Origin of the sequence: Streptomyces lunaelactis, assembly GCF_003054555.1 — a bacterium.
GTDB lineage: Bacteria > Actinomycetota > Actinomycetes > Streptomycetales > Streptomycetaceae > Streptomyces > Streptomyces lunaelactis.
In genome coordinates, this window is record NZ_CP026304.1 from 3997174 (window position 1) to 4022911 (window position 25738).

At 69.4% G+C, this 25738-nt stretch carries 25 protein-coding genes and 2 pseudogenes; 9 read left to right on the top strand and 18 right to left on the bottom strand.

Annotation, left to right across the window (positions count from 1 at the left end; all coding sequences use genetic code 11):
• Nucleotides 1-60: 60 nt before the first annotated feature.
• The 5 genes from cysS to SLUN_RS18140 form a co-directional block, all read right to left on the bottom strand.
• Entirely contained in the window at nucleotides 61-1461 is a 1401-nt protein-coding gene (gene cysS / locus SLUN_RS18120; protein ID WP_108149487.1) for a cysteine--tRNA ligase, read from the bottom strand.
• Nucleotides 1462-1579: 118 nt separating this feature from the next.
• Nucleotides 1580-1984 (bottom strand): PPOX class F420-dependent oxidoreductase, encoded by a 405-nt coding sequence (locus SLUN_RS18125; protein WP_108149489.1) that lies wholly within the window; start codon nucleotides 1982-1984, stop codon nucleotides 1580-1582.
• Nucleotides 1985-2115: 131 nt separating this feature from the next.
• The gene (ispF, locus tag SLUN_RS18130) at nucleotides 2116-2604 is read right to left on the bottom strand and encodes a 2-C-methyl-D-erythritol 2,4-cyclodiphosphate synthase (protein ID WP_108149491.1); all 489 of its coding nucleotides are present in this window, start codon (nucleotides 2602-2604) and stop codon (nucleotides 2116-2118) included.
• Entirely contained in the window at nucleotides 2594-3340 is a 747-nt protein-coding gene (ispD, locus tag SLUN_RS18135; RefSeq protein WP_108149493.1) for a 2-C-methyl-D-erythritol 4-phosphate cytidylyltransferase, read from the bottom strand. Before ispD ends, ispF begins: the two co-directional genes overlap by 11 nt.
• A gap of 243 nt (nucleotides 3341-3583) precedes the next feature.
• Entirely contained in the window at nucleotides 3584-4066 is a 483-nt protein-coding gene (locus tag SLUN_RS18140; RefSeq protein ID WP_003953493.1) for a CarD family transcriptional regulator, read from the bottom strand.
• A gap of 659 nt (nucleotides 4067-4725) precedes the next feature.
• Between SLUN_RS18140 and SLUN_RS18150 the strand changes: the two genes are divergently transcribed.
• Entirely contained in the window at nucleotides 4726-5412 is a 687-nt protein-coding gene (locus SLUN_RS18150; RefSeq protein ID WP_108149497.1) for a DUF461 domain-containing protein, read from the top strand.
• A 159-nt stretch (nucleotides 5413-5571) separates the two neighbouring features.
• On the opposite strand, the gene phoP is transcribed toward SLUN_RS18150, so the two are convergent.
• On the bottom strand, nucleotides 5572-6243 hold the full coding sequence (gene phoP, locus SLUN_RS18155; RefSeq protein WP_465270274.1) for a two-component system response regulator PhoP: 672 nt from the start codon (nucleotides 6241-6243) through the stop codon (nucleotides 5572-5574).
• Between the two features lie 5 nt (nucleotides 6244-6248).
• Nucleotides 6249-7505 carry a two-component system sensor histidine kinase PhoR gene (gene phoR / locus SLUN_RS18160; RefSeq protein ID WP_108149501.1) on the bottom strand — a complete coding sequence of 419 codons (1257 nt, stop codon included), beginning with the start codon at nucleotides 7503-7505 and terminating at the stop codon, nucleotides 6249-6251.
• A gap of 208 nt (nucleotides 7506-7713) precedes the next feature.
• Here phoR and phoU point away from each other — a divergent pair, with 208 nt between their 5' ends.
• The gene (phoU, locus tag SLUN_RS18165; RefSeq protein ID WP_108149503.1) at nucleotides 7714-8391 is read left to right on the top strand and encodes a phosphate signaling complex protein PhoU; all 678 of its coding nucleotides are present in this window, start codon (nucleotides 7714-7716) and stop codon (nucleotides 8389-8391) included.
• A gap of 671 nt (nucleotides 8392-9062) precedes the next feature.
• Here the strand turns inward: phoU and SLUN_RS18170 are convergent.
• On the bottom strand, nucleotides 9063-9359 hold the full coding sequence (locus SLUN_RS18170; protein WP_108149505.1) for a hypothetical protein: 297 nt from the start codon (nucleotides 9357-9359) through the stop codon (nucleotides 9063-9065).
• Between the two features lie 347 nt (nucleotides 9360-9706).
• Nucleotides 9707-10168: pseudogene (locus SLUN_RS18175) on the bottom strand (GNAT family N-acetyltransferase); the annotation flags it as partial.
• Between SLUN_RS18175 and SLUN_RS18180 the strand changes: the two are divergent.
• Nucleotides 10141-11304, top strand: a pseudogene (locus tag SLUN_RS18180) (tyrosine-type recombinase/integrase); the annotation flags it as partial. The pseudogenes SLUN_RS18175 and SLUN_RS18180 sit on opposite strands and share 28 nt — an antisense overlap.
• A gap of 78 nt (nucleotides 11305-11382) precedes the next feature.
• On the opposite strand, the gene SLUN_RS18185 reads toward SLUN_RS18180, so the two are convergent.
• A complete protein-coding gene (locus SLUN_RS18185) occupies nucleotides 11383-12144 on the bottom strand; it encodes a phosphoglyceromutase (protein WP_108149509.1) in 762 nt (253 codons plus the stop codon).
• Between the two features lie 154 nt (nucleotides 12145-12298).
• Here SLUN_RS18185 and SLUN_RS18190 point away from each other — a divergent pair, with 154 nt between their 5' ends.
• Entirely contained in the window at nucleotides 12299-13618 is a 1320-nt protein-coding gene (locus tag SLUN_RS18190; RefSeq protein ID WP_108149511.1) for an MDR family MFS transporter, read from the top strand.
• A gap of 58 nt (nucleotides 13619-13676) precedes the next feature.
• On the opposite strand, the gene SLUN_RS18195 is transcribed toward SLUN_RS18190, so the two are convergent.
• Nucleotides 13677-14153 (bottom strand): DUF2000 family protein, encoded by a 477-nt coding sequence (locus SLUN_RS18195; RefSeq protein ID WP_175313443.1) that lies wholly within the window; start codon nucleotides 14151-14153, stop codon nucleotides 13677-13679.
• Here SLUN_RS18195 and SLUN_RS18200 point away from each other — a divergent pair.
• Entirely contained in the window at nucleotides 14152-14949 is a 798-nt protein-coding gene (locus SLUN_RS18200) for a helix-turn-helix transcriptional regulator (protein ID WP_108149516.1), read from the top strand. The two genes, SLUN_RS18195 and SLUN_RS18200, sit on opposite strands and share 2 nt — an antisense overlap.
• Here the strand turns inward: SLUN_RS18200 and SLUN_RS18205 are convergent.
• The 3 genes from SLUN_RS18205 to mshA all read right to left on the bottom strand — a co-directional run bounded on the left by SLUN_RS18205 (nucleotide 14928) and on the right by mshA (nucleotide 18608).
• Nucleotides 14928-16598 (bottom strand): glycosyl hydrolase family 28-related protein, encoded by a 1671-nt coding sequence (locus tag SLUN_RS18205; protein ID WP_254709980.1) that lies wholly within the window; start codon nucleotides 16596-16598, stop codon nucleotides 14928-14930. The genes SLUN_RS18200 and SLUN_RS18205 overlap by 22 nt on opposite strands.
• A gap of 182 nt (nucleotides 16599-16780) precedes the next feature.
• Entirely contained in the window at nucleotides 16781-17275 is a 495-nt protein-coding gene (locus tag SLUN_RS18210) for a type III secretion system chaperone family protein (protein WP_108149520.1), read from the bottom strand.
• Complete coding sequence (mshA, locus tag SLUN_RS18215) at nucleotides 17268-18608, bottom strand: D-inositol-3-phosphate glycosyltransferase (RefSeq protein WP_108149522.1); 1341 nt, start codon at nucleotides 18606-18608, stop codon at nucleotides 17268-17270. The genes SLUN_RS18210 and mshA overlap by 8 nt, the downstream gene beginning before the upstream one ends.
• 172 nt (nucleotides 18609-18780) lie before the next feature.
• Between mshA and SLUN_RS18220 the strand changes: the two genes are divergently transcribed.
• The 3 genes from SLUN_RS18220 to SLUN_RS18230 all read left to right on the top strand — a co-directional run bounded on the left by SLUN_RS18220 (nucleotide 18781) and on the right by SLUN_RS18230 (nucleotide 22330).
• Nucleotides 18781-19563 (top strand): class I SAM-dependent methyltransferase, encoded by a 783-nt coding sequence (locus SLUN_RS18220; protein ID WP_108149524.1) that lies wholly within the window; start codon nucleotides 18781-18783, stop codon nucleotides 19561-19563.
• A 174-nt stretch (nucleotides 19564-19737) separates the two neighbouring features.
• Nucleotides 19738-20808 (top strand): C40 family peptidase, encoded by a 1071-nt coding sequence (locus SLUN_RS18225; protein ID WP_108149526.1) that lies wholly within the window; start codon nucleotides 19738-19740, stop codon nucleotides 20806-20808.
• 202 nt (nucleotides 20809-21010) lie between these two features.
• The gene (locus SLUN_RS18230; RefSeq protein ID WP_108149528.1) at nucleotides 21011-22330 is read left to right on the top strand and encodes a PP2C family protein-serine/threonine phosphatase; all 1320 of its coding nucleotides are present in this window, start codon (nucleotides 21011-21013) and stop codon (nucleotides 22328-22330) included.
• 60 nt (nucleotides 22331-22390) lie between these two features.
• Here the strand turns inward: SLUN_RS18230 and SLUN_RS18235 are convergent, their stop codons facing one another.
• The 3 genes from SLUN_RS18235 to SLUN_RS18245 all read right to left on the bottom strand — a co-directional run bounded on the left by SLUN_RS18235 (nucleotide 22391) and on the right by SLUN_RS18245 (nucleotide 23957).
• Nucleotides 22391-22732, bottom strand: coding sequence for a DUF2516 family protein (locus tag SLUN_RS18235; protein ID WP_108149530.1), 342 nt, complete (start codon nucleotides 22730-22732; stop codon nucleotides 22391-22393).
• 123 nt (nucleotides 22733-22855) lie between these two features.
• Nucleotides 22856-23452 carry a hypothetical protein gene (locus SLUN_RS18240; RefSeq protein ID WP_108149532.1) on the bottom strand — a complete coding sequence of 199 codons (597 nt, stop codon included), beginning with the start codon at nucleotides 23450-23452 and terminating at the stop codon, nucleotides 22856-22858.
• A gap of 25 nt (nucleotides 23453-23477) precedes the next feature.
• Nucleotides 23478-23957: a helix-turn-helix domain-containing protein gene (locus tag SLUN_RS18245; RefSeq protein ID WP_108154816.1), complete on the bottom strand. Its 480-nt coding sequence runs from the start codon at nucleotides 23955-23957 to the stop codon at nucleotides 23478-23480.
• A gap of 426 nt (nucleotides 23958-24383) precedes the next feature.
• On the opposite strand from SLUN_RS18245, the gene SLUN_RS41260 reads away from it, so the two are divergent.
• The gene (locus SLUN_RS41260; protein WP_254709979.1) at nucleotides 24384-24773 is read left to right on the top strand and encodes a VOC family protein; all 390 of its coding nucleotides are present in this window, start codon (nucleotides 24384-24386) and stop codon (nucleotides 24771-24773) included.
• On the opposite strand, the gene SLUN_RS18255 is transcribed toward SLUN_RS41260, so the two are convergent.
• Complete coding sequence (locus SLUN_RS18255; protein ID WP_108149534.1) at nucleotides 24725-25672, bottom strand: SDR family NAD(P)-dependent oxidoreductase; 948 nt, start codon at nucleotides 25670-25672, stop codon at nucleotides 24725-24727. The two genes, SLUN_RS41260 and SLUN_RS18255, sit on opposite strands and share 49 nt — an antisense overlap.
• Between the last annotated feature and the right edge of the window lie 66 nt (nucleotides 25673-25738).

Genomic DNA, 25738 nt, shown 5'->3' on the forward strand with positions numbered 1-25738 from the left:
AGTGAAGTGTGCCGCCCAGGCGACCGGGCGGCACATCCTTGTCGGGAGGGCCCGGTGGGTTCAGCGGGGGCCGAGTGTCCACCGCGGGCCGTCAGGACCGTCCTCGATGACCAGACCGGACTGCAGCAGCTGGTCGCGGATGGCGTCTGCGGTCGCCCAGTCCTTGCGCCCGCGGGCCGCCTCGCGCTGCTGCAGCACCAGCCGCACCAGCGTGTCGACGACCCCGTGAAGATCTTCGCTGCGCTCGCCCTCGCCCGCCCAGCGCTCGTCCAGCGGGTCCAGGCCGAGGACACCGAGCATGGCCCGTACCTCGGCCAGCCGGGCGACGGCCGCGTCCTTGTCGTCGGCGGCCAGCGCGGAGTTTCCCTGGCGGACCGTGGTGTGGACGATGGCGAGCGCCTGCGGCACCCCCAGATCGTCGTCCATCGCCTCGGCGAAGACGAGCGGCACCTCGGAGGCCGGCTCGACGACGCCGCCCGCCTTCTCGATCACCCGCTGCACGAAGCCCTCGATCCGCGCGAACGCGGACTCGGCCTCGCGCAGGGCTTCTTCGCTGTACTCGATGGTGGAGCGGTAGTGCGGAGTACCGAGGTAGTAGCGCAGGACGATGGGGCGCCACTGCTTGACCATCTCGGAGACGAGCACCGAGTTGCCGAGCGACTTGGACATCTTCTCGCCGCTGAGGGTGACCCAGTGGTTGTGCACCCAGAAGTTCGCGAAGGCGTCGCCGAACGCCTTGGCCTGGGCGATCTCGTTCTCGTGGTGCGGGAAGATCAGGTCGAGCCCGCCGCCGTGGATGTCGAACGCCTCGCCGAGGTACTTGTGGGCCATCGCCGAGCACTCCAGGTGCCAGCCGGGCCGGCCGCGGCCCCAGGGGGTCTCCCAGCTCGGCTCGCCGGGCTTCGCGGCCTTCCACATGGCGAAGTCGCGGGCGTCACGCTTGCCGGTCTCGCCCTCGCCGGACGGCTGGCGCAGATCGTCCAGGTCCTGGTTGGAGAGTTCGAGGTAGCCGGGGAAGGAGCGCACGTCGAAGTAGACGTTGCCGTCGGCCTCGTACGCGTGACCGCGCTCGATGAGGCCGCGCATCATCTCGACCATCTCGGTGATGTGGCCGGTGGCACGCGGTTCGTACGTGGCCGGCAGGCAGCCGAGCGCGTCGTAGCCGTCGTTGAAGGCGCGCTCGTTCTCGTACCCGATCGTCCACCAGGGGCGGTTCTGTTCCGCGGACTTCCAGATGATCTTGTCGTCGATGTCGGTGACGTTCCGGATGAAGGTCACGTCATAGCCGCGGTACTCGAACCAGCGGCGCATGATGTCGAAATTCAGCCCGGACCTGATGTGCCCGATGTGCGGGGCGGCCTGCACCGTGGCGCCACACAGGTAGATCGAGACACAACCCGGCACGATCGGGGTGAAGTCACGGATCTGCCGGGCGCTGGTGTCGTACAGGCGAATGGTCACGCATCAAGGGTAGTGGCCCGATACCAGTGCCCCGCGACCCTTCCGGCCGCGGGGACACGTTTGTGACCTACGGCCCAGGGCCTGGTGGGATACGACTCGGATTCGACGCGCTGACGGCTCAGATCCTGCCCACGACCTTGCGCGGGATGATCCGGACGACCACCCGCGGAGCGTCGTCGCCTGACGACGGGTTGAATTCCGCGTACTTCTTCCCGGTGTACTTCACCGCCAGTTCGTCGATCAGCTCCTGGCCGCCCTCGTCGACGAGCGTGGCCGTGCCGCGGATCTCGGCGTACGAGTACGGGGCGTCGAAGGGCTGCAGCAGCACCGTCACCCGGGGATCGCGCCGCAGGTTCTGCTCCTTGCGGCGGCCGACGGTCGTCGAGATGAGTACGTGGTCACCGTCCCGCTTCACCCACACAGGGGACACCTGCGGGCTGCCGTCGGGCTGGATCGTCGCGACGGAGACGAACACGGGGCTGTCGAGAAGCGCCTTGAGCTGGTCAGAGAGCACGGCTGACATATCGGCCTTCCTTGCGCGGTGAAGGGACGCGGATAACTGGTACCCGTCCCCGGCCCAACGCACCGCCCCCGCCGGATATTTCGGCGCACGCGCGCCGCACTCGCGCTCGCGCCGCACTCGCGCAACGCCTTTCAGCCGACCCGGACCACCAGCGCCGTGGCGATCGCGGCCAGCCCCTCGGCCCGCCCCGTCAGACCCAGCCCGTCCGTCGTCGTCCCGGACACGGAGACGGGCGCGCCGACCGCCGCGCTCAGCGCCTTCTGGGCCTCGGTGCGCCGCTTGCCGATCTTCGGGCGTACCCCGATGACCTGGACGGCGACATTGCCGATCTCGAAGCCCTCGGCCCGTACGATCCGCGCCGCCTCCGCGAGCAGCGTGACGCCGGAGGCACCGGACCACTGTGGCCGCGAGGTGCCGAAGTGGGCGCCGAGGTCGCCGACGCCGGCGGCCGAGAAGAGCGCGTCACAGGCGGCGTGCGCGGCGACGTCGCCGTCGGAGTGCCCGGCGAGACCGTCCTCGCCCTCCCAGAGCAGACCCGCGCACCACAGCTCACGTCCCGCCTCGAAGGCGTGCACGTCCGTGCCGATCCCGACCTGGGGAATCCGCGGCTCAGAAGCCATCGTTGGCCCTCCTCCTGGCAAGGACCGCCTCGGCGAGTACGAGATCGAGCGGCCGGGTCACCTTGAACGCCTCTTCATGGCCCGGTACGACCACGACGGGCGCGCCGAGCCGCTCGACCAGGCCGGCGCAGTCGGTCGCGCCCTCGCCATTGACCGCGACCGTCTCGTGCGCGCGCACCAGCGTGTCCCGGTCGAAGCCCTGCGGGGTCTGCACGGAGCGCAGCCGGGCCCGCTCGGGCGTCGCGACGACCGGTTCGGCCTCGCCCTTCGCCTGCGGCTCGACCTCCTTGACGGTGTCCGCGAGCGGCAGCGCCGGTACGACGGCCGGGGCCCCGTTCCGTACGGCTTCGATGACCGCGTCCACGGTGTCGACGGGCACCAGCGGGCGGGCCGCGTCATGGACCAGGACGACGTTGATGTTGTCCGCAAGCGCGTCGAGCCCGAGCCGTACGGACTCCTGCCGGGTGTCGCCACCCGCCACGACCAGGTAGTCGGTCCGCTCGGGCAGGGCGTGCTCGTCAAGGAGGTTCTTCACCTCGAAGGCGCCGTCCGGCGGGGCCACCACCACGACGAGCGAGACGGCACGGGAGGCCGCCATGGCGCGTACCGCGTGGATCAGCATCGGGGTGCCGTTCAGCGTGCGGAGCGCCTTGGGGACTCCCGGGCCGAGCCGTACACCCCGGCCGGCCGCGGGAATCACCGCGGCGGTGCGGTACGGGCGCGATTCATCTGACATCGGTTGCACTCCGGCAGGTTTGTTTCCTTGGCCGACATGGGTATGGCCTCAGCGTGCCGGGCGCGACGCCTTGACCGGACCCTTCCGTGACAATCGGTCAGCGCCAGCCGTCCGGGCCCGGCACGCCAAGAGATCGGCGCACGTGTGCTGTGGGCTGGAGATGAGCATGCCGCAGCGCCCGGCGACAGGACTGTTTTCACAGCATGTCAGCGGGCACCGCGGCATTGTCGTGCCTGTGATGCGTCAGGACGCGAGGACCTCGTCGAGCAGAGCCTCGGCCTTGTCTTCGTTGGTGTTCTCCGCGAGGGCGAGCTCGCTCACCAGGATCTGGCGCGCCTTGGCGAGCATCCGCTTCTCACCAGCGGAAAGCCCACGCTCACGCTCACGACGCCACAGGTCACGCACCACTTCGGCGACCTTGATGACATCGCCGGAGGCGAGCTTTTCGAGATTTGCCTTGTAGCGACGGGACCAGTTCGTCGGCTCTTCTGCATACGGTGCGCGCAGCACCTCGAAGACCCGGTCCAGCCCGTCCTGACCAACCACATCGCGTACGCCGACGAACTCCGCATTGTCTGCCGGTACACGAACCGTCAAGTCGCCCTGGGCGACCTTGAGCACCAAGTAGGTCTTGTCCACGCCTTTGATCTGGCGAGTTTCGATGGCCTCGATCAGCGCGGCCCCGTGATGGGGATAGACCACGGTGTCGCCAACCTTGAACGTCATGTGACAGGTACCCCTTCCGTGGCTATCCAGAGTAACACGAGAACCGCTTGTTCTGAATGGCGTTTTCGCAGGTCAGGGCATATCTCGGGGCTTGACAACAGCAACACGAACGTGCTGCGGACGGCTTCCGGAGGGGGGTATTCGCAGGTCGGAGCGGCTGCGCGGGTGGGCAGAAACGCGCACGTTACACACAGTGAAACCCCCTCCCGAGTGACCGAACGTCCCGATTTGCCGGGTTCTAAGTGGTGAACTTCCCGTACTCCGTTCGGCGGTCGGTCACCCGTACGGGCGCACGTGCCGGCGAATCCGGAATTGATCTACGACAAGTATTCGTAAGGAATGTGTGGCGGCCGGGGGAATTGATCACCGCCGTTATGCGAGCGGCGTACGAAACGGGGAGATCGGACGGTCTCTCGGGTCGGCTGCCGGATCACCAGTTGGGTCGCCTGTCGGGTCAACTCCGGGGTCGGCTCTCGGCGTGGCGCGTGTGGCGCCGCGCAGGGCGGCGGGCGGTCGGGGCCGCGGAAGGGGCGGGTCGGGTGCGGGCGGGCATGGTGACTCGGTAACCTGAGCGCGGCTGACACTCACTTAGCCGATCTTCGAATCAGTTCACCGCCCGTCCGTAGCCAGTCCCGTACGTTCTAGGAGATGCCGCCGCCGTGAGCCGCAGCCTTCGACGCGGCGCCCTCGCCGCCACTGCCATCGTGTTCTCGATCGCCTCGCTCTCGGCCTGTGCTGCGGGCAATGACGCGCAGACCCTCGGCGTCAGGCCGGACAATGCCGAGACGTCGGTCGACAACATCAAGATCCAGAACGCCACGGTGATCGCCCAGCCGGAGCTCACCGCGGAGGGCCCCGCGGTCATCTCCGCGACGGTCTTCAACAACGACAACGAGCAGCAGACCATCGACGCGATCACGCTGCCGGGCACGAACGCGCAGGTGAAGCTCTCCCCGGCCACGGGCTCCGGCCCGATCACGGTGCCGGCGCTCGGCTCGGTCGTCATCGGCGGCGCGGGCAACGCGTCCGCGGTGGTCGAGAACGGCCGCGAGGCGACGCGGAGCGGCGGCGTACAGGAAGTCGTCTTCCGCTTCAGCGAGACCGGCGACGTGAAGATGCAGGCGTTCGTGGTCCCCGCGAAGGGGTTCTTCGAGGGCTTCGGCCCGAGCACGCTGCCGAAGCCGCCGGAGAAGCCCGAGGGCACGCCGTCGGGTTCCCCGGAGACGACGCCGTCCGGCACCCCGTCGGAAGGCGCCACGGGCGCGGCGGGCGAGCCGGGCAACGGCGAGCCGGGTACGCCGTCCGACTCCTCCTCGGCATCGCACAGCGCGGACGCGGGTCACTGACGCGGTCACTGCCACAACGAGGGCGCCCCACCAGAATTCCGGTGGGGCGCCCTCGTGTGTTGACCCGTCGTGAACCAGGCCGGTCTACGGCTCGAACTTGTAGCCCAGGCCGCGGACCGTCACCAGGTACTTGTCCGGCCGACGGCCGACGCGCTCGGTTTACGGCTCGAACTTGTAGCCCAGGCCGCGGACCGTCACCAGGTACCTCGGGGCACCCGGGTCGGGCTCGATCTTGGCGCGGAGGCGCTTCACGTGGACGTCCAGGGTCTTGGTGTCGCCGACATAGTCCGCGCCCCAGACCCGGTCGATCAGCTGCATACGGGTCAGCACACGGCCCGCGTTGCGCAGCAGCATCTCCAGCAGGTCGAACTCCTTGAGCGGGAGGTCGACCTTGCCGCCCGAGACCGTGACGACGTGGCGGTCCACGTCCATGCGGACCGGGCCGGCCTCCAGGGCTGCCGGGGCGACCTCCTCCGGCTCTCCGCGGCGGCGCAGGACCGCGCGGATGCGGGCGACCAGCTCCCGCGAGGAGAAGGGCTTGGTGACGTAGTCATCGGCTCCTATCTCCAGCCCGACGACCTTGTCGATCTCGCTGTCCTTGGCGGTCACCATGATGACCGGGACATTCGAGCGGCCGCGCAGCTGGCGGCAGACCTCCGTGCCCGGCAGGCCGGGCAGCATCAGGTCGAGGAGGACGAGGTCGGCGCCATTGCGCTCGAACTCGTCGAGCCCCTCGGGCCCCGTGGTCGCGATGGCGACCTCGAAGCCCTCCTTACGGAGCATGTAGGACAGGGCGTCGCTGAATGATTCCTCATCCTCGACGACGAGCACTCGGGTCACGGAAGGACCTCCGGGGCAGGAATTTCGGCGTTCGGATCGGTGTCGTAAGGCCGGTCGTCGTCCTCGTCGACGCGATCCGGTCCGGTGGATGAGCGGTCCCGTACTGCACCCGCTTCGGGCAGTCGCAGGGTAAACGTGGAGCCCTGACCCTCGGAGCTCCACACCGTGACCTCCCCGCCGTGCGAGGCGGCCACATGCTTGACGATGGCCAGTCCCAGACCCGTACCTCCGGTGGCCCGGGAGCGGGCTGGATCGACGCGGTAGAACCGCTCGAAGACCCGCTCACGTTCCTTTTCGGAGATACCGATTCCCTGGTCGGTGACGGCTATCTCGATGAGATCCCCGCCGGGCGCGGCGACGCGGCGCGCGGATATGCCGACGCGGGTGCGGGCAGGAGAGTAGTTGACGGCGTTCTCGACGAGGTTGCCGAGAGCGGCGGCGAGCTGGCCACGGTTGCCCCATACGTGCAGGTCGGCGGTGCCTCCTGCGGCCATCGTGATCTGTTTGGTGGACGCGGAGTGCCGGGACCTGTCGATGGCCTCGGCGACCAGTTCGTCCACACGTACCGGTTCGGCGTCCTCCAGCGGGTTGTCGTTCTGCACCCGGGAGAGGTCGATGAGCTCCTGTACGAGGTTGGTGAGCCGGGTCGCCTCTATCTGCATCCGGCCGGCGAAGCGGGTGACCGCCTCGGGGTCGTCCGAGGCGTCCATGACCGCCTCGGAGAGCAGGGAGAGCGCACCGGTCGGGGTCTTGAGCTCATGGCTGACGTTCGCGACGAAGTCGCGCCGTACCGCTTCGATACGGCGGGCCTCGGTGAGGTCCTCGACCAGGAGCAGGACGAGGCGCGAGCCGAGGGGAGCCACCCGGGCGGATACGGCGAGTGCCTCGCCGCGGCCGGTGCCGCGCCGGGGCAGATCCAGCTCCACCTGTCGTATCTCGCCGTCACGACGGGTGTCACGGGCCATGTGCAGCATCGGCTCGACGGCGAGCTTTCCGCCGCGGACCAGACCGAGGGCGTACGCCGCGGAGCTGGCCTTGACGACGGAGTCGCTCTCGTCGAGGACGACCGCGGAGGAGCGGAGCACGGACAGGACCGTGTCGACGCCAGGCGGCAGCACGGCGTCGGTGTGCAGGGAGGTGCGGGTGGGTCTCGCCTGGTCGCGTTCGCTCCAGCGGAACGCCAGCATGGCGATGACACCGGTGCACAGCCCGGCGATCGCTGCCGCTGCGGCGACCGCCGCGTTCACGTCCATACCCACAGGTTATGCGGGGTGGTAGAGATGCTCCCAGCCAAACGGGTGGCACCTCGAACAGTCGTCGCCCAGAGTTCACCAGGGGGATAGTGCCGGTTCACTTGCGATGGAGGAGCCGGACGCGTAACGGACAGAACGTGGGAGCGTGGGGGTCCGAGGACACCCTGACCCCACCCGGACCCCGGTCGCATCAAGAGAGGGACACCCCATGCGGGACGCGTACCACGAGGAACTGGACTCGATCGGCGAGGGCCTGGTCGAGATGGCCCGGCTGGTCGGGTCGGCGATCGGGCGCGCCACCACGGCCATGCTCGACGCCGATCTCAAGCTCGCCGAGAGTGTGATCGCCGCCGACCAGAAGGTCGACGACCTGCAGCACGACCTGGAGGCACGGGCCATCGCCCTGCTGGCCCGGCAGCAGCCGGTCGCGACGGATCTGCGGATCGTGGTGACCTCGCTGCGCATGAGCGCGGACCTGGAGCGCTCGGGCGACCTGGCCCAGCACGTGGCCAAGCTGGCCCGGCTGCGCTTCCCCGACACAGCCGTGCCGAACGACCTGCACGCCACCATCCTGGAGATGGGGCAGCTGGCGCAGCGGCTGATGGCCAAGGCGGCCGAGGTCATCATCACCAAGGACGTCGACCTCGCGCTCCAGCTGGAGACGGACGACGACGAGATGGACCTGCTGCACCGCACGCTCTTCCAGCACCTGATCGACGACCGCTGGAAGCACGGCATCGAGACGGCGGTGGATGTGACGCTGCTCGGCCGCTACTACGAGCGCTTCGCCGACCACGCGGTGTCGGTGGCCAAGCGGGTCGTGTACCTGGTGACGGGCGAGCACGCGGACGAGATCCAGCCGCCGACGCAGGTCGACGGCGCGTAAGTCGCCCAGGGCGCGCAACAGGAGCCGGGGCGCGGGCGTCCGCGCCCCGGGTCACGGCCCGCTCCGGCGGGCGGCCCGTGCCCCTGCGCGCTGTTGATGCGCCTGCCGCGGTGGGCATGCAATGGGCAGAGGCGACATCTCGTGCGCCCATGAGGAGGCACCCATGGCCGAATCCCCGACCACTGACCCTCAGCAGGAAACCCCTGTTGAAGTAGTGTTCCTGCCCGTCCTCGGCGCCTGCGGCTGCGGCTCGGGCTGCGGCTGCGGCTGCCAGTCGGGCGCGCCGTGCCAGTGCGGCGGCTGCTGCGGATAGCCCGCGACCGCGTACGTATACGAAGGGGCCCCGTCCAAGCAGGACGGGGCCCTTCGCGTACACGCCTGCGTATGGGGCGTTACTTCTTGCCCTGGGTCTGACCCGCCCGTTATTCGTCCCTGGTCAGAGAGCCGCACACCCCAACTGACCTGCGGCTGAGCTGTCGTTGGTGGTCGTCGTTGGTCGTTGTCGGTCGTCCTCGGACGGCCCCCAGACGGCCCCGCTCGGGCCAGGCTTGTCCGGCCGATCATGTGCGGAGCCAGATGGTGAAGGCTGCGGCGGTGGCGGTGACGAGGTAGACGTCGCGGCGCTTGTGATAGCGGGTGGCCACCGCTCGGTGCTGCTTGAGCACTAACTCTTAGGTGGCAGGTGCCGACGACGGCCTGAGGCCGAGTGGAGGGGCGGCGAATGCCTTCTCCGAGTCGACCTCGTAGCAGACGTTGATGCTCGAGTCACCGAGAGTTTCGTCGGCGAAGCGCTGGACGTCCTCAACGGACTCTGTCTCCCAGAGGCACGTCACGGCGGATCCGTCGACGTGTGGGTAGAACTGCAGCACCCGGCTGCCATCCGGCGCACCGATGCCGTCGATAAGGGCCTGGCCGCGGGGAAACGCTGTCTCCGGGTTCAAGATCCTGTGCTGGACCACGACGTACATGGGGTCCTCCTCTGTTTGGTGTCGTGCCGTTCGACGATTCGACGCTGGGCGTGCGGAGGTGGACGCCGCGTCGCTCGAAGTCACCAAATCCATTGTGGACTGGGAAGTTCATTCCTGCCCAAGCCGCTCAGACCGGCTCGAACGCCACCAGGGCCGCCCCCGGCGGTGCCATGGTCCGCGTCTTCGGATGCCGAGCTGCATCGCAAGGCGGAGCATCGCAGCTCGTACTCGGCCGTACTCGCACGATGCGACAACGCAGCGAGGTGCCGTGCCAGGCGCCGCGGGCCCACGAAGATCGCCCGGACAGGACCTAGGGTCGCGAGGCCGAAGGCCGCTCCTTTGACCGGTCACTGAGGCAAGAATCCCAAGCGAGTCGGCGCGGGCGTCTGATCAGTAAACCCGTGCTCAGCTGGTTGCGCCGCTCGCTGTGCGAGCCATCCAGAGACGCGCGGGCCGCCGTTCACTGCATCGCCTTCAAGGACCGTCCGGACGTGAACGAAACCCTGACTCAGGTAGTAGTCCTGCAATCTCGCATTCGTCGTCCAAGCATCCAGTCGGAGCCACTTGGCCGACGCCCTGTGCGCTCGATCCCCTGCCCAGTCGAGAAGGCGCCCCCCGAGATTTCGGCCGGCATGCGTGCGGGCGACCGTCAGCTTGTTGACGAACATGGACGGTTCCCGCAGTTCGTCTTCCGTCCAGAGCCCCTCCTCCGCATCGGGCGTGAGAGTGATGGTCGCCGCCGTCACCTGCCCATCGCGCAGCATGAAGACGGTTCCCGCCTCGATGGTCATCAGCAGGCGGTCAGCCGGAGGGCAAGACCGTCCGCGTCAAGACCGACCGGCACGGCGCAGGTATGCGCTACCGCGCCCGCTACGTCGCTCCCGACGGCACCGAGAAGAGCAAGAGCTTCCCTGACGGGAAGAAGCGCCTCGCTGAGGAGTGGCTGGCTCGTATCGAGGCCGACATGTCGCGCGGTCAGTACATCGAGCCGAGGACCACCCGCATGACCTTCCAGGAGTTCGGGGAAAAGTGGATCGCGAGCCACAGCGGCGAGCCGAACACCAGGGCCTCGATCAAGTCCCAACTGCGGCTGCACGCCTTCCCGAAGATCGGGCCGCGCCCGCTCGGGACGTTCCAGCCGAGCCACATCCGCGAGTTTGTGACGCAGCTCGAAGGCTCCGGGATGTCCGGCTCGTACGCTCGGGTCATCTTCTCCAACGTGCGCCATCCTGAGCGCGGCCGTGGAGGACGGATACCTGCCTCGGAATCCCTGCCACTCCCGCACGGTGACGCTCCCCGAGATGGGAGCGCGACGCGTCGTCCCGTGGCTGCCGGAACGGGTCTTCGCCATGCGCGGAGCCCTGGTCGAGCGTTTCCGCCCCATGGTGGACGTCGGTGCTGGCTGCGGCATGCGAAAGGGGGAAATCCTCGGTCTGTCAGTCGAAGAGCTGGACTTCGACAACGAGATGCTGAGCGTCGTACAGCAGCTCAAGCTGAGTCTCAGCCAGCCTGTGTTCGCTCCCCCGAAGGGCGGCAAGCTACGTGACGTGCCGCTGCCCGAGCCCGTGGCAGACGCGCTCAAGGCACACATGAAGCTCTTCCCACCGGTAGAGATCACGTTGCCGTGGATGCGTGCCGGCGGTTCGCCCGTGACCAAGCGCCTGATCTTCACCGGTCCGCTCGGGGGGCACGTCTGGCGTACGTCGCTGAACGAGGACCACTGGAAGCCCGCGCTCGCCAAGGTGGGTGTAATCCCGAAGGCGATCACTTCTATGCCTCGGTCTTGCTGGACGCGGGAGAGAGCATCAAGGCCGTCAGCGAGTACCTGGGGCACTCCGATCCGGGGCTCACGCTGAAGGTGTACGCACACCTGATGCCGAGCAGCCGCAACCGTGCCCGAAAGGCTCTCGGCAGGGCGCTCAGGCCCCAAGATCACGCGGAGTGACGGCCCACAGACGGCCCAGGAAATGCGACGGCCCCTGATCTGCGCTTACCGCGCAGGTCAGGGGCGTGATCGCAAAAACTACTTCTTCTTGCCCTGATTCTTGACCGCCTCGATCGCCGCCGCCGCCGCGTCCGGGTCGAGGTAGGTGCCGCCCGGCCTGACCGGGTGGAAGTCGGCGTCGAGCTCGTAGACCAGCGGGATGCCCGTCGGGATGTTCAGGCCCGTGATGTCCGCGTCCGAGACGCCGTCCAGGTGCTTGACCAGGCCGCGCAGGCTGTTGCCGTGGGCGGCGACCAGGACCGTGCGGCCCGTGAGCAGGTCCGGGACGATGCCGTCGTACCAGTACGGCAGCATCCGCTCGACGACGTCCTTGAGGCACTCGGTGCGCGGACGCAGCTCGCCCGGGATCGTCGCGTAGCGCGGGTCGTCGCTCTGCGAGAACTCCGTGCCGTCCTCGAGGACCGGCGGCGGGGTGTCGTACGAGCGGCGCCAGAGCATGAACTGCTCCTCGCCGAACTCGGTCAGCGTCTGCGCCTTGTCCTTGCCCTGCAGCGCGCCGTAGTGACGCTCGTTCAGGCGCCAGGAGCGGTGGACCGGGATCCAGTGGCGGTCCGCGGACTCCAGCGCCAGCTGCGCCGTGCGGATGGCGCGCTTCTGGAGGGAGGTGTGCAGTACGTCGGGGAGCAGGCCGGCGTCCTTGAGCAGCTCACCGCCGCGGACTGCCTCCTTCTCGCCCTTCTCCGTCAGATTGACGTCCACCCAGCCGGTGAACAGGTTCTTCGCGTTCCATTCGCTCTCGCCGTGGCGGAGGAGGATCAGCTTGTACGGTGCGTCGGCCATGCGTCCGAGCCTAATAGACGCCAATGACGCACACGACACCGCCGACAGTTGACGGTCGGCGTCAATTGACTGGCGGCCGGGGCCCCGGCATATGTAACTTGCGGATGGCTGCTCGGCCACTTACAAGCATGATGCTCTCCGTGGGGGAATCCGTATGTCCGTCGCCGGTCTCAGACGTGCCGCCAGAGAGAGCGTCTCGGGACTGCCCCGGGAGTTCTGGTGGCTGTGGACGAGCACGCTGATCAACCGGCTCGGGGCCTTCGTCGCGACCTTCATGGCGCTGTACCTGACCCTGGAGCGGGGCTGTTCGCCCGCGTACGCCGGACTTGTGGCCTCCCTGCACGGGCTCGGCGGTGTCGTCTCCTCGCTCGGCGGGGGTGTGATGGCCGACCGGCTCGGCCGGCGGCCCACGCTGCTGATCGCGCAGAGCTCGACGGCCGTCTCCGTCGCGGTGCTCGGCTTTGTGCAGCACCCCGTCGCCATCGCCGCCGTCGCCTTCGTGGTCGGCATGGCGTCCAACGCCTCGCGGCCCGCCGTGCAGGCGATGATGGCCGACATCGTCCGGCCCGAGGACCGGGTGCGGGCCTTCTCCCTCAACTACTGGGCGATCAACCTCGGGTTCGCGATCTCGTCCGCGGGCGCGGGCTTCATCGCCGAGTACAGCTATCTCGCCGGATTCCTCGGCGAGGCCGTGATGACGCTGATCTGCGCGATCGTCATCTTCGTCAAACTGCCGGAGTCACGGCCCGAGCGGGCGAAGGCCACCGCGGACAAGCCCGCCGAGCCGGAGATCAGCATGGGGACCGTGCTGCGCGACGGGCGGTTCATGAGCGTCGTCGGTCTGTCGTTCCTCATCGCGCTGATCTTCATGCAGGGGCATGTCGGACTGCCGCTTGCGATGGGCGCGGACGGTTTCAGCAGCTCCGACTTCGGCATGGCGATCGCGGTCAACGGCGTACTGATCGTGGCCCTGCAGATCCCGGTCACCCGCTTCATCGAGCACCGCGATCCGCGCCGGCTGCTGATCATCTCCGCACTGCTCGCGGGGTACGGCTTCGGGCTCACCGCCTTCGCCGGTTCGGTCGCCGTGTACGCGGTGACGATCTGCGTCTGGACGCTCGCCGAGATCGTCAACGCTCCGACGCAGACCGGTCTGGTGGTGCGGCTATCCCCGTTGCACGGGCGCGGCCGCTACCAGGGCATGTACACCCTGTCCTGGTCGGTGGCGGCGCTCATCGCCCCGCTGATGTCCGGCGTCATCATCGACCGGTACGGGGCTCAGTGGCTGTGGGGCACGTGCGCGGTGCTGGGGACGGTGGCCGGGCTCGGGTACTGGCTGCTGATGCGCGGGCTGCCGGCGGAGAGCGCCGAGGACGCGGACCCGGCTCTGCAACCGGCTGCTTCAGCACCGGAGTCCGCGCCGGAGCCGTTGCCGGAGCAGTTGCCGGAGCAGGCAGCGCGACGCGAAGCCTGACGGCCTGGGGTCACCAGGTACGCATGTTGAACACACCCTGCCCCGGCATCGAGCGCGATCACGGATGCATCTTCGCCCCCTTCAGCACCTTGTCCACCGCGTTCCTCGGCCCGTACACCGCCATCCCCACCAGGTCCAGCTCCCCCGTCGGCACCGCCCTCACGGCCGCGCGGTTGTCGTCGTCGTTGCCCGTGGTGAAGAGGTCGGAAGTGAAAACCGCGCGGGGCAGGGCGCGGGACAGGGTCCGCGTGTGGGCGGACGTCACGGTCTCCTTCGTGCCCTCGAAGACGAGGACCGGCTGGCGGAACATCGGGAGGTACGGGACGCCGTCCGCGTCCTCGTAGGGTTCGCCGATCACTTCCGGGAGCTGTGAGCCCAGGCCGCTGACCAGGAAGGCGGTCACGTTCAGGCGCTGCCACGGCTCCAGGTCCTCCCGCAGCAGGACGGCGATCTTCGTGTCGAAGCGCATCGGTTCAGTGCTCATACGTCGAGACTGGCGGCCGCCGTACGACGCCGTCTTGTACGTTCTTTGCATGGCCCCACAGCGGAACGTCTTCGCCTGGCGCCCGCGCATCCCGGGTGTCGTGGAGGTCTTCCACGCCCATTTCACGGAGTACGCGTACCCGATGCACGTCCACGAGGCGTGGACGCTGCTCATCGTCGACGACGGCGCCGTACGGTACGACCTCGACCGGCACGAGCACGGCACCCCGCACGACACGGTGTCCCTGCTGCCGCCGCACGTCCCGCACAACGGCTCCCCCGTCACCCCGTACGGCTTCCGCAAGCGCGTCCTCTATCTCGACAGCACCCGCCTCGGCGAGGACCTCATCGGGCCGGCCGTGGACGGGCCCGACCTGCGCGATCCCGTACTGCGGCTGCGCGTCGGCCAGTTGCACACCGCGCTCACCCACCCCGGCGACGAACTGGAGGCCGAGAGCCGGCTGACGCTCGTCGGTGAGCGGCTGCGCGCGCACCTGCGGCCGAGGCTCGTCGCCGAGGCCCCGCGCCGTGACCCCGCCCTCGCCCGCCGGCTGCGCGAACTCCTCGACGAACGGCTCGTCGAAGGCATCGCCCTGGACGAGGCCGCGCGGCTCGTGCAGGCACATCCCGCCCACCTGGTGCGGGCGTTCAGCAGTGCGTACGGCATCGCCCCGCACCAGTACCTGACGTCCCGCCGCGTCGACCGCGCCCGCCGTCTCCTGCTCGACGGGCGGCCGCCGGGTGACGTCGCCGCCGCGACCGGCTTCTACGACCAGTCCCATCTCACGCGCCACTTCAAGCGGTTGGTGGGGGTGTCCCCCGGTCGCTATCGCTCCAGCTCGCGCTGAGCCTCGTACAGATTGCGGGGCTGTACGCCACCGGGCGTGCCGTATGCCTCCAGCCGGGAGTTCAACGCGCCGCCGAAGTCGGGGACGTCGATCTGGTCGAACTCGCGGACCGTGCTGATGGCGACGGTCGCGCTGTACGGGGCGATGGTGTCGATCTTGACCAGGCCGGCGCGCTCGTTGGTGACGGTGACGTTCCAGTGGGTGAACCGGGCTCCGTAGAGCGGTCCCGCGGAGGCGTCGCCGCCGTGGCGGCCGTTGTTGTTCACCGTGATCTCGGTGCGGACGTTGGCGAACGGCATCCCGCGGTGCGTGTCGAACGTGCCCATCTCCATCTGGCCGCGCGACCAGACGTTGTAGCTGGACAGGCCCTCCACATTGATGCCGTGGAGCTGGGTGTTCGCGGGGGCGGGTGTGGTGCGCTGGGCTATGCCGAAGTCCTCGATGAGGTTGTCGTGCGAGCCCTCGCGGCAGAAGTACGGGTGGTGGGAGCCGCGGCCCTCCACACGGGTACGGCGCAGGGTGCAGGCGGAGGCGGCGACCAGGCCGAAGCCGTTGTCGACGTGGCGGACGGTGATGTCGTCGGCCCAGCAGTCGTACGCGCACTGGAAGGTGACGCCGTTGTAGCCCTTGTCGAGGAGGTGCTGGGACTGCGGGGTCTCCACGGCCTCGAGGGTGAGGCCTTCGACGCCGGAGCCGGTGAGCGGGGTGGCGAGGGTGGTGATCCTCGGGTCCCATTCGGGGCGTACGTCGAGGGGCAGGGGGCGCTCCAAGGTGACGGTGTTGTTCTTGACGCGGGTGATTCGTACGGGCCACTCGTAGGGGACGTACGAGGTCAGCTTTGTCTTGTCGTCCCAGATGTACGCCTCGGGGCCGGCGCCGTCGCCCGCCATGTGCTCCAGGAGGGTGTGGTTCGCGTCGTCGGCGAGGCGGAGCAGTACGAGCTGCCCGCGGCGCAGCGCGGAGGCGTCCGCGACGGTGACGGACCGGTCGCCGCGCTGGGCGGGCCGGACGGTGGCGAGGGTGCGCCACTCGTCGCGCCTGTTGCCGGTCCAGCCCTCGAAGGGCCAGTCCTTGGCCTTGATGGCGTCGGTCAGCTGGGCCCAACGGTCCCTGGGACAGAGCCAGATGAGCCCGCCGGCCCAGGACCAGGAGGACTTGTCGCCACCGTAGCGGCTGCCGTACGGACCGATGAGCTCGGTGAGGTTCTTGGTCGCGTACAGCTTGGTGCGGCCGCTGCCGGCGCCGCGCAGGACGACATTGCTGTGTCCGATGCGGATCAGGTCGTCGATGCGGTAGGTGCCGGCGGGGATGTGGACCGTGCCGCCGCCGCGTTCGCCTACAGCGGCGACGGCACGGTTGATGGCAGGAGCGGCATCGGCCGAGCCGTCCCGTTCGGCCCCGTAGGCAAGGACATTGGCCATCACGGGGCGGCGGGGGAAGTGTGCGGCGCCGTGGCGTTGGCCGGCTCGTCCGACGTACGGGATCTGGGGGTGGATGTAGGGGGTGCGGCGGAACTCGGCCCAGAGGGGGGATGTTTCGGCGGCGGCGGCGGCGACGGCGGTGCCTGGGCCGACAATGCCGACTGCGGCGACGGCTGTGGCGCTGCCGAGCAGGGTGCGTCTGGTGATGGCGCGATGACCGGTGCCCATGAGCCCGCCTTCCATGGATGTGAACGACGTTCAGGTGTGAGTCTGCGGCGAGCATGCCATGGGTTGCGGGGCGCGGGAAGGGTTTGTGCGGCCCCGGACCCCCCGGACGCACGTGTCCTCAATCGCCGGGTCCGGGGCGGAGCCCCGGCCAAGGGAAGGGGTGGAGTGGGGGAACCCCCGCCTCACCCACCACCGGTCAGATTCGTGAACGCGTCCAGGTTCCGCGTGGACTCCCCCCGCGACACCCGCCACGCGTACTCCTTGCGGATCGCGCTCGCGAAGCCCATCTCGAGCAGCGTGTTGAACGCGCCGTCCGCCGCCTCAAGGACCGTGCCCAGTACGCGGTCCAGCCCCTCCGGGGTGACCACCGAGAGCGGGAGGCGGCCGGCCAGATAGATGTCGCCCAGTCGGTCGATCGCGTAACTCACCCCGTACAGACGCAGATTGCGCTCCAGCAGCCAGCGGTGAACCGCGGCATCGTTCTCGTCGGGATGGCGGATGACGAAGGCGTTGACCGACAGGGAGTGCTTGCCGACCCGCAGCGAGCAGGTCGTCGACAGCTTGCGGGTGCCGGGGAGTTTCACCACGTACGAGCCGGGCTCCGGGCTCTCCCACTCCAGCTCTGCGTCCTTCAGCGTCCGCTCGATGACCTGCGCTGTCTGCCCTACGTCAGCCATGGTGCGAGCGTACCCGCCGGCGGTGTTCGTACATCGCCGCCGTGTAGACGTCCGCCGTCGCCGACGCCGCCGTGTCCCAGCCGAAGGACTCCGCGTGCCGGGCCGCCGCCGTACCCATCCGGGCGGCCAGGGCGGGGTCGGCCAGCAGGCGGTGCAGAGCCTGCGCGTAGTCCGCGGGGTTGTGGCCGGGGATCAGGAAACCGGTCAGTTCGTCGCGTACCGCCACGGGCAGGCCGCCGACTTCCGCCGCCACCACCGGCGTGCCCGCCGCCTGGGCCTCGATCGCCACCAGGCCGAAGGATTCGCTGTACGAGGGCATGACCAGCGTGGACGCCGCCCGGAACCAGTCCGCGAGCAGGTCCTGGCCGACGGGCGGCTGGAAGTGGACGATGTCCGCGATGCCCAGGCGGGCGGCCAGTTTCTGCAGGCCCTCCGGCTTGGCGAGGCCGCTGCCGCTCGGGCCGCCGACGATCGGGACGAAGAGGCGGCCGCGCAGCGAGGGGTCGCGCTCAAGGAGCAGCGCGACCGCGCGGAGCAGGATGTCGGGGGCCTTCAGCGGCTGGATGCGTCCCGCGAAGAGGGGGATGAACGCGTCCTGCGGCAGCCCCAAGCGGGCCCGCGCGGCGGCGCGGCCGTCCGCGGGCCGGAAGCGCTCGAGGTTCACGCCCGGGTGGACCACCGCGACCTTGGCCGGATCGGCGTCGTAGAAGCGGACGAGCTCGTCCGCCTCCTCGCCGGTGTTGGCGATCAACCGGTCCGCGGCACGCACGATCTGGGTCTCGCCGATGACCCGCGAGGGCGGCTCGGGCGTGTCTCCCTCGGCGAGCGCGGCGTTCTTGACCTTCGCCATGGTGTGCATGGCGTGGACGAGCGGGACGCCCCACCGCTCGGCCGCGAGCCAGCCGACATGGCCGGAGAGCCAGTAGTGCGAGTGGACGAGGTCGTAGTGGCCGGGGCGGTGTCCGGCCCAGGCCTGCATCACGCCGTGCGTGAAGGCGCACAGCTGGGCCGGGAGGTCCTCCTTCGCGAGGCCCTCGTAGGGACCCGCGTCGACATGCCGTACGAGCACGCCGGGAGCCAGCTCCACCACCGGCGGCAGTTCGCCCGCGGTCGCCCGCGTGAAGATCTCGACCTCGATGTTGATCGCGGCGAGCCGCTTGGCGAGCTCGACGATGTAGACGTTCATGCCGCCCGCGTCGCCCGTCCCCGGCTGGTGCAGCGGGGAGGTGTGGACGCTGAGCATGGCGATCCGGCGCGGCTTGCGATGACCGCCGGGGAACCGGATACGCGGTGCCACCAGGCTGCCGCCGAGGCGGGAGACGTACTGGCTCACGACGACGGTCCTCCTCGCTGCGGGCGGCAAGCTGCGGGCACGGCAAGCTGCAGGCGTACGCAGCCCTTCGAGGCTCACAACAGCGGACTTCGCCCTTCCATTTCCGGCGGCACTCCGCTTTGCCAAATCATTACCATCCAAAGGGCGGGTCGCGAGCACATACCCTCGCTTTATGACCCGTCCCGTCGGCACCGCGACCCGCGGGACGACCAACCCCAACCGGCTGCGCCGCATGGACCGCTGGATCGCCGCCACCCACGGCCCCGCGCTGCGCCGCAGCGAGGCGCCCGTCGCCGTCGATCTCGGGTACGGGGCCGCCCCCTGGACCGCCCTGGAACTGCTGCAGCGGCTGCGCACCGCCGAGCCCCGCTGCGAGGTCGTCGGCATCGAGATCGACCCGGCCCGGGTCGCGGCCGCGAAGCCGTACGAGCGCGAGGGGCTCGCCTTCCGGCACGGCGGCTTCGAGATCCCGCTGGAGCGGCGGCCGGCGCTGATCCGGGCGGCCAATGTGCTGCGCCAGTACGACGAGGGCGAGGTCGCCGCCGTCTGGGCGCGGCTCCGGGCGCGCCTCGCGCCCGGCGGGCTGCTGGTCGAGGGCACCTGCGACGAGATCGGGCGGCGGCACGTGTGGGTCGCGCTCGGCCCGGAGGGTCCGCGCACGGTCACCTTCGCGACCCGCCTGGGCTCTCTGGAGCGACCGTCGGACCTCGCCGAACGGCTGCCGAAGGCGCTGATCCACCGCAATGTGCCGGGCGAGCCGGTGCACGCGTTCCTGCGGGACTTCGACCGGGCGTGGGCGGCGGCCGCTCCGTACGCCTCGCTGGGCGCCCGGCAGCGCTGGATCAGAGCCGTACGGGACGTGGCGGGCGACTGGCCGGTGGTGGACGACCGGCGGCGGTGGCGACAGGGAGAAGTCACGGTGAACTGGGCGGCGCTCGCACCCACTTCCATGTGAACAGGTGCGAACGAGGGAACGCAGGGAGCGCGTTGTTCGTCCCTGACGGGTGGAAGTGATCCACCGTTCGGCAGTCATCTGCCGACTGGCTCTGTCACTTTTGCGGACGTCGTGGCACGATCGCGACGGCGCCCCAAGTTACTGACGGTAAATCACATTCACGGAGGGGGAGTCGTGAACCGACGCCGCTGTGCCACTGCCGCGATCACTCTGGTCTGCGCACTGACCGTGCTGGCGTCACCCGGCCAGGCCTTCGCGGCCCCCGAGCCGCCCCCTTCCGCGGGTGCGGGTACCGGTGCCGGTGGCCCCAAGAAGTCGCTGGAGCAGGTGCGTCTGGAAATCGACGCTCTCTACCGCAAGGCCGGCGCCGCGACCGACGCGTACAACCTCGCCGAGGAGCAGGCCGACAAGCAGTCGGCCGAGATCGTCAGACTGGCGCAGGAGACGGTCGAAGGACAGGCCCGGATCGACCGGCTCAAGGACCAGGCGGGCGCCGCCGCCCGCGCGCAGTACCGCGGCGGCGGCCTGCCGCCCGAGGCGCAGCTGGTGCTCACCGACGATCCGCAGCTCTTCCTGGACGGCGCGGGCCGTATCCAGCAGGGCCACAAGGCCACCAAGGACCTCCTCGGCGAACTGGCCAGGACACAGGCCGACTTGGCGGCGTACACCAAGGACGCGAGCGCCCAGTGGCGGAAGCTCGAGGCGAACCGCGTCAAGCAGGCGGCGGCGAAGAAGGAGATCAACACCCAGCTCGCCGCGGCCAAGAAGCTGGAGGACAAGCTCCAGAAGGAGGAGCTGGCACGGCTTCTCCAGCTGGAGCAGCAGGCGGAGTACAAGGCGCAGACGGCCTGGCTGAGTTCGGGCGCACTGAAGGACATCAGCCGCAGCGCGGGCCCGCAGGGCAAGAAGGCGCTCCAGTTCGCGACGGCGCAGATCGGCAAGCCGTACGTATGGGGGGCGGAAGGCCCTGGGTCGTACGACTGCTCGGGGCTGACGTCGAAGGCGTGGTCGGCGGCGGGGAAGGGCATCCCGCGCACCTCGCAGGAGCAGTGGCGGCTGCTGCCGCGGATCGAGATCAAGGACATGCGGCCCGGCGACCTGATCATCTACCACGCCGACGCGAGCCATGTGGGGATGTACATCGGCGACGGCGCGATCGTGCACGCGCCGCGCCCTGGGCGGAATGTGACGATTGCGGGCGCGGGTTCGATGGCCATTCTCGGAGTCGTACGCCCCGACAAGTGAAGGAATATGACCACGGGGTGACGGGTGCGTGATGTTCGTCATGGCTCGCTGAGCAAGTACCTCCCCATGCGCGGCATATGACAGTGGCTCTTTGACTCACGGCATTCCGCTCCGGCGTCCGGTACCGCTATGGTCCCCGTCGGGTGGAGCGTCGATCGTCGCTCCACCGCGCCCTCGGGGGGAGGGAAGGAGCCAGGAGACGATGCCCGTACCCGTACCGCGCCAGAGGGGGGTCCCCCTCGCGGAGACCCACCGTGGGAGCGCCGGCGCCAGTGCGACGAGCACCGGCAGCAGCTCCACCGGCGGGAGCTCCACCGCAAGCACCGCCGGCGGCAGCTCCGCCGGCGGCGACCTCACGCTTCTGGTGATCGAGGACGACCCGGCGGGCACCTTCACCGTCCCCGAGCTGCTCGACGCGGCCGGCACCCGGGTCCGTATCCGCAGTGCCCGCAATCTGACCGAGGCGGAGCGGCTGCTCACGGACGACGTCCACTGCATCCTCGTCGACCTCGCCCTGCCGAGTGCCGCGGGCCAGGACACGCTCGGCCCGCTCAGGCACGTCCTGCGGCTCGCGCCACGCCACGCGGTGCTCGCCCTGACCACTTCGGGCGACGCGGAGCGCGCGGCCGAGGCCGTACGCGTGGGGGCACAGGACCATCTCTTCCGCGACGAGCTCGACAGCCGGCTGCTGAGCCGCGCCGTCCGCTACGCCGTCGAGCGCAAGCGCGCGGACGCGGCCCAGGTGAAACTGGCCGAGTCGAGGCTGCGTGCCCAGGAGAACGCCCGCCTTGAGCGCGGCCTGCTGCCCACTCCCCTGCTCCAGGGCTCGGATCTGCGCTTCGCCGCCCGCTACCGGCCGGGACGCTCGCGGGCACTGCTCGGCGGCGACTTCTACGACACGGTCCGCACCCCGGACGGCACGGTCCACGCGATGATCGGCGACGTCTGCGGACACGGCCCGGACGAGGCGGCGCTCGGCGTCGAGCTGCGTATCGCCTGGCGGGCCCTGACCTTCGCGGGCCTGTGCGGGGACGAGTTGCTCTCCACGATGCAGCAGGTGCTGGAGCACGAGCGGGAGAGCGAGGAGATCTTCGCGACGCTCTGCGCGGTCGACATCGCACCGGACGGGCGGCGGGCGGGCCTGTACCTGGCGGGCCACCCCGCGCCGCTGATCGCCCGGCAGGGGCGGGCGGCGCACTTGCTCCCGTACGAGGACGGCGGCCCGGCACTCGGCCTGCTGCCGCGGGCCCGCTGGCCGCGCCGCCAGGTGGAGCTGGGCGGGGCGTGGAGCCTGATGATGTACACGGACGGGCTGATCGAGGGACGGCAGGGGCCGGACACGAAGCAGCGCCTGGGCCAGGACGGGATGGTCGAGATGATCAACCGGCAGCTGGCGGCGGGACTCGAGGGCGAGTCGCTGCTGGAGGCGGCGGTCTCGGAGGTGCGCGATCTGAACGGCGGGGAGCTGACGGACGATGTGGCCGTGCTGCTGCTGAGCAGAAACGGTACGCCGCGGAGGTAGGGCCCGTTCGCTCTACGGGTCGTGGCGCACTCGCCGGCCCGCTGCCGCCACTGTCCCCCGTTACCGCCCGCCGTTGTACGGGCCGTACGGGCCGTCGCTGCTCGATCCGCCGCGGCCACCACGGCCGCCGCCGGAGACCTGCTTGAGAGCGGGCCGCACGTCCACGAAGAAGACGATGGTCGCGATCAGTCCGGCGATCGACAGGAACAGCACGGACACGAAGAGGTTCAGCGCGACCGTGATGCCGAGGATGATCAGCCAGAAGGACTTCTTCTGCTTGTCGGCGGCGCGGTAGGCGTCCTCGCGGGCCATGGCCGCCATGATCAGCGCGGTCACGGAGCTGACGACGAAGACCAGGTTCAGCACCAGCCAGAGGCCGAAGTCGAATCCCGCACGCAACATGCTGAGCACCGCCTCATGAGTGGTTGTGTAGCGCCTCGCGGCCAAAGTACCGGGAGAACGAGCCGGACACCCCAAAAGGTGCCCGGCCCGTCTTCCCGGTACGCGTCACCGCTGTAACCGTTGTTACTTGGCGGACGACGGGCTGCTCTTCTTCGCCGTCACCTTGCGCGCGGGGCCCTTACGGGCGGCGGGCGGAGCGGGCTTCCTGGCCTCGTCCTTCGCCTCGGGCGCCTCGGTCGTCACGTCGGCCCTGGGCGCCGGCTCGGCGTTCGGCTCGACGGCGACGGCGATCTCGGCGATCTCCTCGGCCGCCTCGCCGCGCCACGCCTTCACGACGTGCTCGCCCTGCTCCGCGACCTTCTCGTACGTCTCACGGGCCTTGACCGCGTACTCGGCGGCCACGCCGACACCACGCAGCGCCAGGTCCTGAGCGGTCTCGCCGAACTTCTTCAGATCGGTGTCGAAGGTCTCGAGCACCTCGGTGACCTTGGCCTGCACGGTGGCCTGGGCCTCCTTGGCCTGGGTGGTCACCTTCTCCTGCACGGCCTTGGGGTCGGTGTTGCGCACGGCGTCGATACGGCTCGGGGCCTCTGCCTTGAGCTGCTCGATCAGCGCGGGGACCTTCTTGGCCTGCTGAACGGCGAGGTCGGCGGTGCCGGCGGCGAAGTAGAGGGGGGTCGGGTCGGTGAGGGTCTTACGCAGGTCATCGGTGATGGCCATGACTGTGGTCCTCCCGGATCGCAGATCAGTTTGAGGGTTGGTCGGCATCATTGCCCCCAGAGCCTTCGGCCTGGGAGGTGCCCCCATCCGTGCGGGGGCCTTCAGCGGCGGTGTCCATCATGTCCGTTGCATCCGCGTTTTCCGTACTGCCGGAGACCTCGAACCCGTTCTCCTTGCGGAACGAGTCGTAGATCTGCAGCAGCACCTGCTTCTGCCGCTCATTGATCGAGGGGTCGGCGAGGACGACGGCACGCGTCTCCAGCTCCCCGCGCTCCTTCTCATCGAGAATCCCGGCCCGTACGTACAGCGTCTCGGCGGAAATCCGCAGCGCCTTGGCGACTTGCTGCAGAACTTCCGCGCTCGGCTTGCGCAGGCCGCGCTCGATCTGGCTCAGATACGGATTGGACACCCCGGCGGCGTCGGCGAGCTGCCGCAGCGAGAGCTGCGCACTGCGCCGCTGCTCGCGGAGGTACTCGCCGAGATTGCCGACGTTGAGTGATGCCATGTCCCGATGCTGCACCATCAGTGCTAACTATTGCAAGCGCATGCTTGCAATAGTGCGCCACGCAACACGCGAGTGATTCGGGTGCCTGATGTCCCGTCTGTCCTTTCCCAGTAGAACTGAGCGAGACCCGGTGGAAGTGACCAGCGATCTGACTGATTCCCGGCCGAACTGATCAGCCGAGACGGTCGGCTCTTGAGCGTTGATCACTCCGCTGACAGTGCCAGTGGCATGCGGCAGGATGCGGACGCATGACTCTCTCTCCTCTCGCATTGCCATGCCGGTCCGGTCCGTGGCCGCACAGGATGCGTCCGGTCCGCTGTATGCGACCAGCTACGGGGCAAGCCCGCTGGAGACGATCGTGACGATGATGGACTCCGGGGGCTCGGCACCCTTTGGGTCGCGTACCCGCATCAGGGCAGCCGGACTTTGGAGGGCGTCCTCCCCGACGGATCCACACACCGAACTGTCGTCCCGGAGCGCGAGGCCGGCGAGGAGCTCAGCGCGTTCGTCCTGCTCGACAACGGGTTCTGCATCGCGCGGGTCGTCGATCACCGCGAAATGATCGACCAGATCCACGACCGTCGTGTCCAGGGCCAGGTCATCGCCCTGACCACCGTCAGAACCGTCATCGCCGGCCGACAACGATCCGCACCCGGCCTGCACGGCGACGAGCGGATGGCCGCCCTCGAAGCGGAGTGCGAGCGCCTCGTCGGTCTCGGCGCCACCCGCTTGCGCCGCGACGAGCCGGCGCCTCCTACCAGCGCGGGCTACATCGTGATGGCCGATCCGGAGGGAAACGAGTTCTGCTTGGACTGAACGACGGGGAACTTCACCCCGGTGAGGTCTTCGGAGACGGCCCACAGCCGCTGCTGGACGGCTACCTCGTACGACTCCGGGCTGGAGGTGACCAGCCGGGGGTGGCCCATGACCTCGTTGCGTCCGCCGGGACCGTAGTACTGGCCGCCGAGCGCGGCGGGGTCGGTGGCGGCGCGCAGGGTCGGCAGCGCGCCCATCGCCGGCGTCTGGGTGATCAGCGGCGCGAGCCAGGTGAGCGGAAGCCGGAGGGCCGCGGGGGTGTTGCGGGCGAGCTCGGTGCTGGACATGCCGGGGTGCGCGGCCACCGCGACGGTGGTGCCGTGCGTGGCGAGCCGGCGCTGCAGCTCGTACGTGAACATCAGGTTGGCCAGCTTGGACTGACCATAGGCGGCGGCCCGGCTGTACGACCGCTCCCACTGCAGGTCGTCGAAGTGGATCGCGGCCCGGATGCGGTGGCCGGTGCTGCTGACCGTCACCACGCGCGAGCCGGGCACCGGCAGCATCAGGTCCAGCAGCAGCCCGGTGAGCGCGAAGTGGCCGAGGTGGTTGGTGCCGAACTGCATCTCGAAGCCGTCCCGGGTGGTCTGCTTCGGGGTGTACATCACGCCGGCGTTGTTGATCAGCAGGTCGATCCGGTCGAGCCGGGACCGCAGCGCCGCCGCCGCGGTCCGGACGGAGTCGAGCGAGGTCAGGTCCAGCGCCTGCACGGTCACGTCGCCGGTCATGCGGGCCGCGGCCTGCTCGCCCTTCTCGACGTTGCGCACGGCGAGGACCACGGACGCCCCGCGCTCGGCGAGCGCCTTGGCGGTCTCGTACCCCAGTCCGGTGTTGGCCCCGGTCACCACGGCCACCCGCCCGCGCTGGTCCGGAATGTTCGCCGTCGTCCATTTCTCGCTCATGATCAGGCTCCCAACTAACTAACGTACCGAAGGTATCTTGCGCCGATGACGTTAAAGTACTTTCGG

Excerpts from the sequence above, each read along its gene's own strand:
- SLUN_RS18230 (WP_108149528.1), top strand. The coding sequence starts at position 21,011 with ATGCCCGTACCCGTACCGCGCCAGAGGGGGGTCCCCCTCGCGGAGACC.
- phoR (WP_108149501.1), bottom strand. The coding sequence starts at position 7,505 with ATGGACGTGAACGCGGCGGTCGCCGCAGCGGCAGCGATCGCCGGGCTG.
- SLUN_RS18190 (WP_108149511.1), top strand. The coding sequence starts at position 12,299 with ATGTCCGTCGCCGGTCTCAGACGTGCCGCCAGAGAGAGCGTCTCGGGA.
- SLUN_RS18125 (WP_108149489.1), bottom strand. The coding sequence starts at position 1,984 with ATGTCAGCCGTGCTCTCTGACCAGCTCAAGGCGCTTCTCGACAGCCCC.
- SLUN_RS18255 (WP_108149534.1), bottom strand. The coding sequence starts at position 25,672 with ATGAGCGAGAAATGGACGACGGCGAACATTCCGGACCAGCGCGGGCGG.
- ispF (WP_108149491.1), bottom strand. The coding sequence starts at position 2,604 with ATGGCTTCTGAGCCGCGGATTCCCCAGGTCGGGATCGGCACGGACGTG.
- SLUN_RS18200 (WP_108149516.1), top strand. The coding sequence starts at position 14,152 with ATGGCCCCACAGCGGAACGTCTTCGCCTGGCGCCCGCGCATCCCGGGT.
- SLUN_RS18245 (WP_108154816.1), bottom strand. The coding sequence starts at position 23,957 with ATGGCATCACTCAACGTCGGCAATCTCGGCGAGTACCTCCGCGAGCAG.
- SLUN_RS18185 (WP_108149509.1), bottom strand. The coding sequence starts at position 12,144 with ATGGCCGACGCACCGTACAAGCTGATCCTCCTCCGCCACGGCGAGAGC.
- SLUN_RS18220 (WP_108149524.1), top strand. The coding sequence starts at position 18,781 with ATGACCCGTCCCGTCGGCACCGCGACCCGCGGGACGACCAACCCCAAC.
- SLUN_RS18235 (WP_108149530.1), bottom strand. The coding sequence starts at position 22,732 with ATGTTGCGTGCGGGATTCGACTTCGGCCTCTGGCTGGTGCTGAACCTG.
- SLUN_RS18210 (WP_108149520.1), bottom strand. The coding sequence starts at position 17,275 with ATGGCTGACGTAGGGCAGACAGCGCAGGTCATCGAGCGGACGCTGAAG.
- ispD (WP_108149493.1), bottom strand. The coding sequence starts at position 3,340 with ATGTCAGATGAATCGCGCCCGTACCGCACCGCCGCGGTGATTCCCGCG.
- SLUN_RS18170 (WP_108149505.1), bottom strand. The coding sequence starts at position 9,359 with ATGTACGTCGTGGTCCAGCACAGGATCTTGAACCCGGAGACAGCGTTT.
- SLUN_RS18140 (WP_003953493.1), bottom strand. The coding sequence starts at position 4,066 with ATGACGTTCAAGGTTGGCGACACCGTGGTCTATCCCCATCACGGGGCC.
- phoU (WP_108149503.1), top strand. The coding sequence starts at position 7,714 with ATGCGGGACGCGTACCACGAGGAACTGGACTCGATCGGCGAGGGCCTG.
- SLUN_RS18240 (WP_108149532.1), bottom strand. The coding sequence starts at position 23,452 with ATGGCCATCACCGATGACCTGCGTAAGACCCTCACCGACCCGACCCCC.
- SLUN_RS18205 (WP_254709980.1), bottom strand. The coding sequence starts at position 16,598 with ATGGGCACCGGTCATCGCGCCATCACCAGACGCACCCTGCTCGGCAGC.
- SLUN_RS18195 (WP_175313443.1), bottom strand. The coding sequence starts at position 14,153 with ATGCAAAGAACGTACAAGACGGCGTCGTACGGCGGCCGCCAGTCTCGA.